Source organism: Chryseobacterium sp. (genome assembly GCF_008014695.1).
GTDB lineage: Bacteria > Bacteroidota > Bacteroidia > Flavobacteriales > Weeksellaceae > Kaistella.
Genome location: NZ_VOXE01000003.1, coordinates 420,536 through 434,657, shown reverse-complemented (window position 1 = coordinate 434,657; position 14,122 = coordinate 420,536). Strand labels below are relative to the sequence as shown.

Genomic DNA, 14,122 nt, shown 5'->3' with positions numbered 1-14,122 from the left:
AAAAAGAATGAAAAATATTATCCTGACGCTGCTTTTCGTTTTATTTGCCGCAGCATGCTCGTCACAGACCACACCCGAAAAAAATAAAAACAATACCTCAATGAAACCCTCCAAATCTGAGGATGGCGAATGGGATTTACAGGTTATTGACACGCAGTACGACTACTTTTTAAATGCGATAGCCAAACCGGCAAATCAGTACACCGAAAGTTATCTGAAAACGAAGAACAGGTTTCTGGTAAGCGAATGGAATTCGTATTATTATTCCGGTCGCTATCCAAACATCATTGAATCTTCCATCGATTATGACCCGAATGAAAACTACGGCCTGAATTTCGAATACAAACTGTATCAGGTTTTTGCTTATGTTAAATGGAAATATGGCCTGAAGATGAACAATTTAAGTGGTGCCGATGCACATTAAAACAAAAGGTTCAGCGATGCTGAACCTTTTGTTTTAATAGATATTATTTGTTTCTTATTTATTGAACTTCTCTTCTACTTTATCCCAATTGATCAGGTCGAAAAATGCAGCAACATAATCGGGTCTTTTATTCTGGTAATTTAAATAATAAGCATGTTCCCAAACATCGAGTCCTAATACAGGAACTCCTTTGCATTCTGAAACAGGCATCAATGGATTGTCCTGATTCGGAGTAGAACAAACGGAAACTGAGCCGTCGTCTTTCTTACACAGCCAGGCCCAGCCAGAACCGAATCTGGTTTTAGCCGCTTCAGAAAAATCAGTTTTAAATTTCTCGAAACCTCCAAAAGCCTCAATAGCAGTTTTTACATTTCCTACCGGTTCTTTGCTTCCGCCAGGAGTTAGGATTTCCCAGAAAAGAGTGTGGTTAAAATGGCCGCCGCCGTTGTTGCGGACTGCCGGTTTATCGGTTCCCGTTTTGCAGATTTCTTCGATGGTTTTCCCTTCCAGATCTGTCCCTGCAATGGCTTTGTTTAAGTTATCAATATATGCTTGATGGTGTTTTGTATGGTGAATTTCCATTGTTCTTGCATCAATGGCTGGTTCCAATGCGTCATAAGCATAGTTTAATTGTGGTAATTCAAATGACATAATTTATTGATTTTAAATGTTATGATTCAAATTTACTCAATTTTAATGGTAGATACAAACTGTATGAATCACTTTAATATATCTTTAACACTGCTTTTTTCTATATTACATTGAAAACAAAGTTGCAAGTACACAATTTCTTCATTTACCGTTTAATCAGATTTCAAACAGATGTATTATCTTTGCCAAAAGATAATCTATGGTAAATTCAAGGGCCAGAGAAACCACCGAAGCCATCGAAAGGCTGTATGTTTCCATGCGTCATCTCTTCTATCGCGGTTTTTTTAAACCGTCGGGTATCTCCGGAGAAAGTTTAAGAACACTGCTTACGACCATTAATCCTGAAATTTACGGAACAATGGGTGTCGCCAATAAAATTGAACTGGACGGGCTCCTTTATGTCCTCGACAGGCTTCCGGAAGGCATTGAAGAATGCTCTTTCATCCATCTCACATCCGATGAAGGTTTCGAAAAAGGAAGTTTTGAAGTAATTGTGCCGAAAAAAAGACGGAGAAACTGCTACAGAATCGATGAGCACCAGATGAACATTGAAGTGCTGCTTGGCCGTTCGGAAATCTATGATATCCTGACCCACCTCACCTTTCTTTACATTGAAGCTGACAAAATCCGCAATCTGGCGTTCATCACCGATGAAAACGACCGACCTACACGCGCCTGGAAAATCATTGAAGAAGTGGCAAAAGGGGAAAAACAGTTCAGCCGTAAGGAAAAAGAAGTAGCCTTGATTCACCTTTCATCCCTTTTAGGAAGGACTTTCGATGAAACCCTAAATGCATATAACTCTTTTGGTGACGATGGAAATCCGGACCGGCTTTTCAAGATTATTTACTATCTCGGAAACGAAAGTTTTAACGATTTTAAAAAGATCCGCGAACGCGAAGTTCATTTCTCCGCCATCCTTCGCGAAAGGGTTGGACATCACTTTTTCGGAGAAAAATGGGCAAATAAAGTAAAAGAGGTACTTGCAGAGAACAATCTCCACATGCGGCCTTTGCATATTATTTCAGCCAACATGCATTCGGTGAAAAACATGCTGTATGCCAACGACGCGCTCGGCAAGAAAACCACGAAAACTGTAGATTACAAACTGTATCAGGATATTTCAAATAAAAAGGCCCTTCAGGAAAAAGTACTCGAACATTCCCAAAATGCCGGTCTGATTTACATTGACGACCAAAGCGGCAGCAATATTGATGTGCAGATCATCGATTTATCCAAAACCGATTTGAAAAATACGCCATTTGCGGGTATAAAGTACTCCGGAGATGATGTGATCATGGTTTTCGACTATGCTTTTGGCGAACAGGCTTATGAAGTGATGGATGAACTGCTGCGACCGTATGATTTCAACGGTGAAATTTATACCATGAAGGTGAAATCGGTTTCCATTATGGGAAAAGCCGGTATTTTAACAGGCGGAAAAGGTGACATCATGATCCCAACCTCCCACATTTTTGAAGGAACTGCTGATAATTACTCCTTTGAAAATGCACTGAAACTGTCTGATTTTGAAGATGAAGAACTGAAATCCTACGAAGGCGCCATGATTACGGTGCTCGGAACTTCACTCCAGAACAAGGACATCCTCAAATATTTCATGGATACCTCATGGAAAGCAATAGGGCTGGAAATGGAAGGCGCTCATTATCAGAAAGCGATTCAGGTGGCTTCTAAAATCCGCCATCATATTTCCCAGGACCTGTTTGTGTGTTATGCGTATTACGCGTCTGATAACCCCCTGGAAACAGGCTCAACCCTATCATCGGGCGGACTTGGACTGACAGGAGTAAAACCAACCTACCTCATCACCCTTAAAATTCTGGAAAAGATTTTAGGAAGCGCGAAAGTTGCCGCTGAAAAATAGAGAGAAAAATCTGGAATAGGATTCGGACCAAAATAGAAAAGTTTATTGAATCGCTTCAATAAACTTTTTTTATATCTGAATTTCTGATCTTTAGAACTGATATCCAGCTCCAACAATAAATAAACTCGGGCGACTGTCGTATCGGATCGTCTGATTTGTGTTTTTGTTGATGAAATCACGCTGGTCATTGCTGAACGCGCCTTCATATCTTCCGTTTACGATAAAATCCTTGATCTGAAGCTGCGCACCGAACTGAAAACCTACAGTAAATTCTTTCAGGGCATTTTCCTTGAAATCATTGAACTGGTCATCTCCTGCAAGATTGTAAGAGGCAACCGGGCCGATAAAGAGACCCAGATTATCGCCAAGCACTTTGTATCCTACCAATACCGGAACATCAACTCTGTTGCTTTTTGCTTCGAATTTTGTGTTACTCACCGGATCTGTAAATTCATTCTTGAAAGTCGTGTAGTAAATTTCGGGCATGATGAAAAGAGAACTGAGGATATTCATCTTCACAGACAACCCTGCGTTGAAACCTACATTATTCTTTCCGTCCTTATCATAAGCTTCAACTGCTGAAGCGGAAATGTTTTTCCATGAAGAAGAACTGGTTGGGAACAGTAAATTTGCCTTTGCGGCCACCGAAATCTGCGCAGTTGAAAAGACGGAGAGTCCTATGAAAAGCGCGCTAAAAAGTTTTATCATTTTCTGGGGGTTTAGTTATAATATTATCAATAGATGTTTTGTTGGTCTCGAGAAAATATTCTCTTAATTCCTTAAACAATTCCGAAGAATAAACGAAATCGATAAGGTTTTTATTGCCGGCATTAATCAGGATATCCTTATTTCCTTCCCATTCCTTGATTCCCATCCGCAAATAGACAATTTTTTCGCCAATGGTCATTACTGAATTCATATCATGAGTATTGATGATCGTGGTGGTGTTGTATTCCTGGGTTATTTCCAGCAGCAGATCATCAATAATATTGGCCGTATAAGGATCCAGACCCGAATTGGGTTCATCACAGAACAGGTATTTTGGATTGTTTACGATGGCACGCGCGATTGCGACCCTCTTCTGCATCCCACCCGAAAGTTCTGACGGGAATTTTCGGTTCGCTTTATCCAGGTGAACTCTTCCTACAACATCGAAAACCCTTCTCTTTTTCTCCCGAAACGTGAGGTTGGTAAACATATCCAGTGGAAACATAATGTTTTCTTCCACCGTCATTGAATCAAAAAGCGCACTTCCCTGAAAAACCATCCCAATTTCTGCACGGAGTGTCTGCTTTTCGTCACGCCCCATTTTATTAATGTCGCGGCCGTCAAAAAGAATTTCTCCTGAAGTGGGTTGGTAAACATTTAGGAGACTTTTAACGAAAACGGTTTTTCCCGAACCACTTTGTCCGATAATCAGATTGACTTTCCCCGATTCCAAAGTAGTTGTGATGCCTTTTAATACCTCAACCTCATCAAAGCTTTTTCTTAAATCTTTTACCTCAATCATCAGCTTAAAATTAGTTGGGTTAATATTAGTTCAGACAGAATAATGAAAACCATCGTCCAAACCACGGCCTGAGTAGAAGCCCTACCCACTTCCAGTGATCCGCCTTTAACGTTATAACCGAAATATGCGGGTATCGAAGCAATCAGAAATGCAAAAACAATGGTTTTGGCAAAGGCATAAATCACGAAAAGATTCGGCATAAACATTTGGATACCGTTGATGTAATCGGCCTTCGACCAGCTTCCGGTAAGCATTCCGGCCAGATAACCTCCTCCGATTCCGAAAACAATACTGATGGCGATAAGCAAAGGATTGAAAATTAAACAGGCAATGATTTTTGGCAAGATTAAAAAATTCGGCGAATTTACGCCCATTATATCCAGTGCATCAATTTGTTCGGTAACCCTCATCGTTCCAATGCTCGAAGCAATGTAGGAACCCACTTTTCCGGCCAGAATCAGACTGATGATGGTGGGTGAGAATTCCAAGACAAGCACTGCTTTTGTCGCATAACCCACAAACGAAGTGGGAATCGGAAAGGACGATGCCTTGAAGTTGTTAAACATTTGAATGGCCACTACAGCGCCTACGAAAATTGAGGTAAATATTACCAATCCGAAGGAATTTACGCCCAAATCATTGATTTCCCGCATCAGCATTTTTAAAAACACTGAAACTTTCTGGGGTCTTTTTATGATCTTACCCAGGAGAATAATATACTCCCCTATTCGGGTAAAAAGTTCTTTTAACATTCTGCTAAATTAGTCTTTTTTTTAATTATTGTTTTCTATTTATTTTGCGTTATTGTCTCCGCCGATTAACAGAAAAAAGGTTTTCATGATAATGACAAAATCCAGCACGAAAGTCCAGTTTCTCACATAAAATGTATCGGCCAGAATCCGTTTGTGCATCTGAATTTTCATGTCTCCATGATCGCCCCGCAAACCGTTTACCTGAGCCAATCCGGTAATGCCCGGTTTTACAAAACTCCGTAAGGTGTAACGTCCGATTTTTGGTTTGTAAAATTCATCCACAAGAAGCATGTGCGGCCTTGGTCCTACAACTGACATTTCTCCCATTAAAACATTGATGAACTGAGGCATTTCATCAAGACTCGTTTTCCTTAAGATTTTTCCTATTTTGGTAATCCTCACGTCATTTTCCAAAGTGGTTTGGGTTGATGAGTGGTCATTCACAACCATGGTTCTGAATTTAAAGCACCTGAAAATCTCATCGTGATAGCCATATCTATTCTGCACAAACAACACAGGCCCTTTGCTGTCCATTTTAATGAGCAATGCTATAAGCGGAAAAAGCCAGCTGCAAACTCCGATCAAAATCAGCGCCGAAAAAAACATATCGAATCCTCTTTTTAAAATATAATTCGTGAAAAAATCAAGTGGATATTTGGTTTGGGTCAGGACCGGCTGTGTTTCGATATAACCCAGATCAAATGAAAAAAAATTATTCTGGATGAAGTTGGGAATCAAAGAGAGTCTTACTTTATGAATCTCTGCCGCCTGAAAAATCTCATTTTCGAAAGTCGCATCCAAACTTGTTTCGGTGGGTAAAAAAAGCGTGTGAATCCCATTATCTTTCCAGAAAGCAATTAGTTCGTTAATGGTGAACTCTTTATTTGGATAATTAAAAATCCGGAAACCGTAATCTTTCCTTTCTGTCAATATATTCTTCAGAATTTCGGCAGACTGGTTTTCCTGCAAAAACATCACGTTCCGGTAATTTAAACCACGACTTCTGATGTACTTTAAAGAAAAGAAAATAAAGGATTTCAGTAAACTCAAGACCAGAAAAAGTGAAAGGGCTATAATATAGCGATCCTGCTTCAGAAATTCATTATCACTAACCTTTGCGAAAAGAATCAGACCAAAAATAAAAATCAGAATATGGGTAAGTAGCCTTTCAACATACAATGTATAAGTCAGGTTCCGCGGAATGCTGTAGAGTTTGGTGCGACCGCTTAAAAGAATCCAGAAAAAAATAAGTAAAATAAGTGAAATCGCATTTTGCTCCCACTGTTCTTGCTCCAGTTTCAGTCCGTGATTCCGGGAAAAATAAAACACCAGAACTCCCGCAACAATCAAGACATCAAGAAGAATGAAAAGTGATTTGAAATACCGGGAATAGCGGATTCTTTGCATAAAAAAATTTATGAAAGCTAATGTAGCACAATTTAAGGAATATTCAAATATTTATGGGTCTGCACAGAGGCCTGCCATTTTGGATTTGCCAATATAAAATCGGTGATTTTCGGATAAATTTCGTCTCTTTTACTCCACTCGCTCTGCAGATAAAGCTTACAGTTTTCTGAAACCTTCGCTGCCTGTTCCTCAGCAAATTTTAAATCATTGTTATTGAAGACAATGACCTTCAGTTCGCTGGCTTTTGAATAAATAGATTCTTTCGGCAGACCGGTTTTCTTTGGAGAAAGGGTGATCCAGTCCAGAATTCCGCTCATTTCGTATGCTCCTGAAGTCTCAATGTGAATCTGGCAACCGAGTTCCTTCAGTTTCGAGGTTAAAATGTTGAGGTTCCACATCAGCGGTTCTCCACCGGTCAATACCACTGTTTTACAGGATTTTGCGGCAGTTTCAGCGATTTCCACAGCATCCATCAGCGGATGAAGATTGGGATCCCAGCTTTCCTTCACATCGCACCAATGACAGCCGACATCACAGCCGCCAAGACGGATGAAGTACGCGGCTCTTCCGGTGTGTGCACCTTCGCCCTGCAAAGTGTAAAAATGCTCCATCACCGGGAGCATTTTACCTTGTTGCAATAAAATATTTTCTTCTTCTTTAGTCATTATATACTGAAGTTTTATAGGCTAAAATTGTGTTTTTCATAAGCATTGCCCGAGTCATCGGACCCACTCCGCCCGGAACCGGGGTAATGGCTTCCGCTTTTTCGCTGCAGCTTTCAAAATCTACATCGCCTACCAATTTATATCCTTTTTCGGACTGGTCCTCAATTCTCGTAATTCCCACATCAATCACAATGGCGCCCTTTTTAATCATATCGCCTTTCAGGAAATTCGGATCGCCCAAAGCCGTGATCACAATGTCGGCATTTTTTGTAAATTCTTCAATATGCGGAGTGTAGGAATGCGTGAGCGTCACTGTAGAATTGCCGGGAAAATCTTTTCTTCCCATCAGAATGCTCATCGGTTTTCCTACGATGCGGCTTCTGCCGATGATCACACAGTGTTTTCCTTTCGTATCGATCTGGTATCTTTCCAAAAGAGTCAGGATTCCGAAAGGGGTTGCCGGAAGGAACGTGTCCATTTCCAGCGCCATTTTTCCGAAATTTTCGGGGTGAAAACCATCTACATCCTTTCTGGGGTCAATGGCCATGATGATTTTTTCCTGATCGATCTGTTTAGGCAAAGGCAGCTGAACAATAAACCCATCTACCTCTTTCGACCTGTTCAGTTCATCAATTTTTTCCAGAAGCTCAGACTCAGAAACGGTGTTCGGAAATTTCACCAAAGAAGATCTGAAACCTACTTCTTTACAGTCGCGGATTTTGTTGTTGACATACGACATACTTGCGCCGTTGCTGCCCACTAAAATCGCTACCAAATGAGGCGGCCTCCTGTTTCCTTCCAGAATTTTATCTACGTCTGCCCTGATTTCTTTTTTGATTTCTTTTGAAACTTTCAGCCCGTCCAGAATTCTTGCCATTTTATTTTTACTTTAGATTATTTGCAAATTTACTGATTCTCTTTAAAATAGTTCATCAAACCGTTGGTGGAAGAATCATGTGACTTTACTTTTCCGCTTGTTTCAAGTTCCGGCAGAATTTTACCTGCCAAAACTTTACCGAGTTCAACCCCAAACTGGTCAAAGCTGAAAACATTCCAGATGATGCCCTGCACAAAAATTTTATGTTCATAAAGTGCAATCAGCTGCCCCAACGTAAATGGAGTCAATTCATTGATTAAAAGAGAATTTGTAGGGGTATTTCCGTGAAAAACCTTGAAGTTGCAGAGGCGTTTTACTTCTTCTTCCGATTTCCCGGACTGTACCAGTTCTTCGCGTGCTTCCACAGGGGTTTTGCCGAATGCCAGAGCTTCGGTCTGCGCAAAGAAATTGGCCAGTAATTTTTCCTGATGATCCGAAATCTGATTCGGCGACTTCACAAAAGCGATAAAATCCGCGGGAATGAGTTCTGTCCCCTGATGGATCAACTGATAAAATGCGTGCTGACCATTGGTTCCGGGTTCTCCCCAAATTACAGGACCGGTTTCATATTCTACAAAATTTCCGTTTCGGTCTGCACATTTTCCGTTGCTTTCCATATCACCCTGCTGCAGATAGGCGGGAAAACGGTCGAGGTATTGTGAGTAGGGTAAAACTGCATACGTTCCGGCTTCATAGAAATTTCGGTACCAGATTCCCAGAAGTGCCATTAAAACGGGAACATTTTCCGTGAAATCCGCAGTTCGGAAATGTATATCGGTCTCATGTGCCCCTTTCAGCAGCTGTTCGAAATTATCGTAGCCAACGGACAGAACAATGCTCAGCCCTATTGCGCTCCAAAGCGAATATCTTCCGCCAACCCAGTCCCAGAATTCAAAAATATTCTCTTCAGCAATTCCGAATTTCTTCACCGCTTCGGTATTCGTCGAAAGTGCTACGAAATGTTTCGCCACCTCTTCCTGTTTGCCGTTTTTCAGGAACCAGGATTTTGCAGATTCTGCATTGGTCATGGTTTCCTGAGTCGTGAATGTTTTTGAAGCGATGATGAAAAGCGTCGTTTCAGGGTTCAGATTTTTCAACGTTTCAGCGATATGGTTTCCGTCGACATTCGAAACGAAATGGACATTCAGTCGGGTTTTGAAATGTTTCAACGCAGAACAGACCATGACAGGTCCCAGATCAGATCCGCCGATGCCGATGTTCACAACATCGGTAATTTCTTGGCCCGAAAACCCTTTATGCTGTCCCGAAATCACTTTTTCGGAGAAGGCTTTCATCTGACCCAGCACTTTTTTGATGGCTGGTTTGATGTTTTCTTCGTCCACAAGAATTTCACGGTCCGAAAAATCCCGTAAAGCCGTGTGAAGCACCGCCCTGTCTTCCGTTTCATTGATCTTTTCTCCTGAAAACATGGCTTCGATGGCAGGTCGCACGCCGCATTCAACCGCTAAATTCTGGAGTAATCCAAACGTTTTATCATCAATCAGATTTTTAGAAAAATCAAAAAGATAATCTTTTCTTTTCACAGAAAACTGACTGAATCGGTCGGAATTGTATTGAAAAAGGGAACGCAGCTCAAAATCATTCTGCGAAAAATGGGCCTTCAGGGCCTTCCAGGCGTTGGTTTGGGTAGGGTTTATTTTTGGCAGCATAACATTCTTTTAATTCAGCCAGGAAAAGACTGTTTTGAGGTTGCAAATTTACGCAAAAATAAAACCTCCGGAAAATTCCGGAGGCTGAAGTCATATGAAGTTTTCTAAATATGCAGAATCAACGTGTAGATATTGAAACTTGCAGAAAACTACTTCTGCTTACTTATTTCATGAAATTTTACAGCCTGTTTTCTCTTTCTTAAAAAATAGAAAAGAAATCCGGCAATCAGCAAAAGCGGCCAAATGGAAGCCAGGCCGATGATTATTTTCTGGATCAGATTAAAACCTTCAACCGTTGCATTTTTCAAGTCATACAGAAAATTGAATTTGTATTTATTGTCCATATTCACAGTGTTCGTAACAGCGATTTCAGCGGTTCTTAATGCGGGCTCCTTCAAATGAATGTCAACCGTGCTGTATTTTAACTGGTCTGTCATCTCCAAACCTGCCACTTTTTGGTAGTTTCCTTCGCTCATGTTTTGGTCGCTCAATTCAACCTTTTGCGCGTTGGTTTTAATTTTAGAGATGTTTTCCTGCGTTTTTGCGGTCCTTTGGCTTTCCAGTTCAGCCAGTTTGATGTTGGAAGTCACATCTTCAGCCAGGATCACCCTCGAATTCAGAAATATCTTCCTATCATTGATGAACTGTAGCAGTGCTCCGAGTTTTTCAGTCGGAACCCGAACCTGCATCGAATTTTCGGTCTGGAATTTCCGAACCAGCACCGCATTTTCGTCGGAAGTGCTAAAGGTTTCTTCAGACATGATCTGCGAATTCAGCCGGCTAGAGGTCACAAATCCTCCCAGTTCCTGAAGCGATTTTTCAATGGCTACAGTGGCATCATACACATCCTTCACTTCCATACTCACATCGGCTGTTTTAATGAACTGTTTGTCTTTCACCTGCATCGTTGCAACTGAAGAGATACTGTCTGAAACGGAGACGGCACTATCGGCAGCCAAAAAATTTTCCGAAGCGGTCCCCGCATACTCCCCTTTTTTACAGGAAAAAACTGTAGTAAGGATCAGGAAGCCCAATACTGCTTTTGAATTTAAATTTTTCATAACGTAAATTTTTATGGATTTGTTGAATCAAATTTCCGCATGAATCTTCTGTAACTTTTGTAAAGGACTTTTAAGTTTTCTGTAAAGTGAATTTGCAATGCAACCTGTTGAATTTCAAAATTTTGTAAAAAAATATTCCTGAAAAAATTTCAGGAATACTGGCAAAAACAACATCAAAAATCTTTTTCAGCTAAAAATTGCATTGAGTTTTTGCTTGTTATCGAACAAAATCCAAAGGTCGATGATAAAAAGCACCATTGCTATACCGATCCCGGCGCCTGAGGGAGCTACTGTGAAATTTTGAGCTAAAATCCCCACCATAATTGGCAGAAGGACAATTGCACCTAAAGTTCTGGTCTTCGGATAAATAGCAAGCAGGCCGCCTGTGAGTTCCATTGCCCCGACAAGAGGCATGAGCCACGGAATCTCCATAAAGGCAGCTCCAACTTTTTTCATTTCTTCAGGCATATCCGCCGGCATAGGCATGTAGTGGAAAAATTTGTCTAATCCGGCGTTCACAAACATCAGCCCAAAGAGGGTAAATAAAATGAGTTTTACAATTTTCATGAGTTTTGTTTTTTAAAATTAGTAACCTAAAGATAAAAAAAGTCCTTCAAAAAAATGAAGGACTTGTATAAAAAAATATTAATTTTTATTTTTCAATGGCCAGTTCAACCACTTCTTCCATTCTTTCTACATAACTGATTTTTAAATTTTTAAGGTAATCTTTCTTGATTTCATCGACATCTTTGCGGTTGGCTTCGCAGAGGATAATGTGTGTGATTCCGGCGCGGGCGGCGGCGAGCAGTTTTTCTTTAATTCCGCCAACCGGAAGCACTTTTCCGCGCAGGGTAATTTCGCCGGTCATCGCGAGATGCGATTTCACTTTTTTATTTTTGAAGCTCGAAACAATTGACGTGAGCATCGCGATTCCTGCAGATGGGCCGTCTTTCGGTGTTGCTCCTTCCGGAACGTGAACATGGATGTTTTTTTTCTGGATATCCTCAGCTGAAATTCCAAGTTCATCGTGTTTCGCTTTGATGTATTCCAAAGCGATTGTGGCCGATTCCTTCATCACCGTTCCGAGATTTCCGGTCATCGTGAGATTTCCTTTTCCCTCACTCAGAATACTTTCGATAAAAAGAATATCGCCGCCCACCTGAGTCCACGCCAAGCCTGTTACCACTCCGGGAACGCCTGTAATTTCAGATAAACCTTTCGGCCGCGGAACCCCAAGGATTTCATCCACTTTATTAATGGTGATCTTTGGATCATATTCTTTTTCCATTGCGGTTTGAAGCGCCACCCATCTTGCAATGGCCGCAATCTGTTTTTCCAAACCTCGAACGCCGCTTTCGGAGGTATGCGCATCAATGATATGTTTAAGTTCAGGATTTCCGAGTCTGAAAGATTTTGAATCCAGACCGTTTTCTTCCTGCTGCTTCTTTATTAAATGTCTTTTGGCAATCTCCACTTTTTCTTCGAGAGTGTATCCTGCTATTTCAATGATTTCCATACGGTCCAGAAGTGGTCTCTGAACATTGGTAAGAGAATTTGCGGTTGCGATGAACATGACTTTCGAAAGATCGTAGCCCATTTCCAAAAAGTTGTCGTAAAATGCGCTGTTCTGTTCAGGATCCAAAACTTCCAATAATGCAGAACTCGGGTCGCCATTTACGCCCTGCCCGATTTTATCGATTTCATCCAGAACGATGACCGGATTAGAGGTCCCGGATTTTTTTACCGATTGCAAAATCCTTCCAGCCATTGCTCCGATATAGGTTTTCCGGTGTCCGCGGATCTCAGATTCGTCGTGAAGACCACCCAACGAAACGCGCACATATTTCCGTCCGAGTGCATCCGCAACTGATTTTCCCAAAGAAGTTTTTCCAACTCCGGGAGGGCCTACCAGACATAAAATTGGAGATTTCATATTGTTCTTAAGTTTCAGAACCGCCATGTGTTCTAGAATTCTTTTCTTGATGTCTTCCAGACCAAAGTGGGCTTTATCCAGAACTTTTTCGGCTTTACTGATGTCGAAAACATCTCTGGAATATGTTTCCCAGGGCAGATCGGTGAAAAAATCTAGGTAATTGCGCTGAACATTATAATCGGGAGAATTGGGATTCTGTCTCTGAAGCCTTCCGACCTCCTTCTGGAAGTGGATTTCCACTTCTTCATTCCATTTAATGGTTTTTGCTTTCAAAAGAAGTTCCTCCACATCCGATTCGGGGCCGCCGCCCAGTTCTTCCTGAATTGTTCTGATCTGCTGATTCAGAAAATATTCCCGCTGGCTTTTATCAAGTTCGCGGTTGGTTTTCTGATGAATCTGATTCCGCAGATCCAGTTTGCGGTAATCTTCATGCATCAGTTCATAACACTTCTCCGCACGCACCAAGAGGCTTTTTTCCTCCAGAAGCATCTGTTTGTCCAACGAGGTGAAATTTGCATTGGTGCAGATGAAATTCAGAAGATCCTCATTATCATTCATGTTTTTAACCGCGAAGTTGGCGGCATTCGGAATATTCGGATCCAGCTCAATGATTTTCAGCGCCATATCTTTGATGTTCTCCAGAAGCGCAATATATTCTTCCTTCTTTTTGGTCGAAGTGTCTTTAAGCTTTGTAATTTCTGCTTTAAAATAAGGTTTCGAGGCAGTAAAATTCTTGATTTTAAAACGCTGATAACCTTTTGTAATAGCGGTCACATTCCCCTCGGGAAGTTTAATAATCTTGATAATTTTCGCTAAAGTACCCACCTGATAAAGGTCCTTTTCAGTAGGATTCTCAATTTCTGAATTATTCTGGCTTAGAATACCGATAAGCTCATTGTTGTTCTGAGCATCTTCAAGAAGTTTAATGGACATTGTTCTGCCTGCTGTAATCGGAATTACAACTTTTGGAAACATGACCATATTTCTTACGGGTAAAATAGGGAACACAGTCTGCTCATCATTCAAGGACTGATGCATATCATCAAGATTGATTTCTTCGGCAACAATGCTGAAACCGTCATTAATAATTTCATCAAAACTGATGTCTTCAAATTCTGTCATAATATTTTGGAATGACAATTTGTCATTTTAATTAAAGGGTTAACCGGCAATTCTCAGAAAACGATTTGAAAATTGCTTTAAAATAAAGGCATTACTAATTTCGCAAGCTTTATGCCACGGAAAAAATTAGACAAAATTTCCATTTTAAACAATAATTTTAGATAA

At 40.8% G+C, this 14,122-nt stretch carries 13 protein-coding genes; 2 read left to right on the top strand and 11 right to left on the bottom strand.

Translation table 11 applies throughout. The features are described 5' to 3' along the window. The first annotated feature begins 7 nt into the window (after positions 1 to 7). Positions 8 to 424 carry a DUF6146 family protein gene (locus tag FUA25_RS09865; protein WP_147756742.1) on the top strand — a complete coding sequence of 139 codons (417 nt, stop codon included), beginning with the start codon at positions 8 to 10 and terminating at the stop codon, positions 422 to 424. A gap of 54 nt (positions 425 to 478) precedes the next feature. On the opposite strand, the gene FUA25_RS09860 is transcribed toward FUA25_RS09865, so the two are convergent. After that, entirely contained in the window at positions 479 to 1,075 is a 597-nt protein-coding gene (locus FUA25_RS09860) for a superoxide dismutase (protein ID WP_147756741.1), read from the bottom strand. A gap of 199 nt (positions 1,076 to 1,274) precedes the next feature. Here FUA25_RS09860 and FUA25_RS09855 point away from each other — a divergent pair, with 199 nt between their 5' ends. Beyond that, the gene (locus FUA25_RS09855) at positions 1,275 to 2,960 is read left to right on the top strand and encodes a DUF6909 family protein (protein WP_147756740.1); all 1,686 of its coding nucleotides are present in this window, start codon (positions 1,275 to 1,277) and stop codon (positions 2,958 to 2,960) included. A gap of 90 nt (positions 2,961 to 3,050) precedes the next feature. Here the strand turns inward: FUA25_RS09855 and FUA25_RS09850 are convergent, their stop codons facing one another. From FUA25_RS09850 to lon, 10 genes are all read right to left on the bottom strand, one after another. Further along, on the bottom strand, positions 3,051 to 3,668 hold the full coding sequence (locus FUA25_RS09850) for an outer membrane beta-barrel protein (RefSeq protein WP_147756739.1): 618 nt from the start codon (positions 3,666 to 3,668) through the stop codon (positions 3,051 to 3,053). Then, a complete protein-coding gene (locus FUA25_RS09845) occupies positions 3,652 to 4,470 on the bottom strand; it encodes an ABC transporter ATP-binding protein (RefSeq protein WP_147756738.1) in 819 nt (272 codons plus the stop codon). Before FUA25_RS09845 ends, FUA25_RS09850 begins: the two co-directional genes overlap by 17 nt. Beyond that, complete coding sequence (locus tag FUA25_RS09840; protein WP_147756737.1) at positions 4,470 to 5,222, bottom strand: MlaE family ABC transporter permease; 753 nt, start codon at positions 5,220 to 5,222, stop codon at positions 4,470 to 4,472. The genes FUA25_RS09845 and FUA25_RS09840 overlap by 1 nt, the downstream gene beginning before the upstream one ends. Positions 5,223 to 5,261: 39 nt before the next feature. Next, a complete protein-coding gene (locus tag FUA25_RS09835) occupies positions 5,262 to 6,629 on the bottom strand; it encodes an exopolysaccharide biosynthesis polyprenyl glycosylphosphotransferase (RefSeq protein WP_147756736.1) in 1,368 nt (455 codons plus the stop codon). 32 nt (positions 6,630 to 6,661) lie between these two features. Continuing rightward, on the bottom strand, positions 6,662 to 7,294 hold the full coding sequence (locus FUA25_RS09830) for a 7-carboxy-7-deazaguanine synthase QueE (protein WP_147756735.1): 633 nt from the start codon (positions 7,292 to 7,294) through the stop codon (positions 6,662 to 6,664). Next, a complete protein-coding gene (locus tag FUA25_RS09825; protein WP_147756734.1) occupies positions 7,287 to 8,171 on the bottom strand; it encodes a bifunctional 5,10-methylenetetrahydrofolate dehydrogenase/5,10-methenyltetrahydrofolate cyclohydrolase in 885 nt (294 codons plus the stop codon). Before FUA25_RS09825 ends, FUA25_RS09830 begins: the two co-directional genes overlap by 8 nt. Before the next feature lie 29 nt (positions 8,172 to 8,200). Beyond that, on the bottom strand, positions 8,201 to 9,841 hold the full coding sequence (pgi, locus tag FUA25_RS09820) for a glucose-6-phosphate isomerase (RefSeq protein WP_147756733.1): 1,641 nt from the start codon (positions 9,839 to 9,841) through the stop codon (positions 8,201 to 8,203). 149 nt (positions 9,842 to 9,990) lie between these two features. Beyond that, the gene (locus tag FUA25_RS09815; protein ID WP_147756732.1) at positions 9,991 to 10,902 is read right to left on the bottom strand and encodes a DUF4349 domain-containing protein; all 912 of its coding nucleotides are present in this window, start codon (positions 10,900 to 10,902) and stop codon (positions 9,991 to 9,993) included. A 186-nt stretch (positions 10,903 to 11,088) separates the two neighbouring features. Next, on the bottom strand, positions 11,089 to 11,469 hold the full coding sequence (locus tag FUA25_RS09810) for a DoxX family membrane protein (RefSeq protein WP_147756731.1): 381 nt from the start codon (positions 11,467 to 11,469) through the stop codon (positions 11,089 to 11,091). Positions 11,470 to 11,554: 85 nt separating this feature from the next. Beyond that, on the bottom strand, positions 11,555 to 13,957 hold the full coding sequence (gene lon / locus FUA25_RS09805; protein ID WP_185146689.1) for an endopeptidase La: 2,403 nt from the start codon (positions 13,955 to 13,957) through the stop codon (positions 11,555 to 11,557). Positions 13,958 to 14,122: the final 165 nt, after the last annotated feature.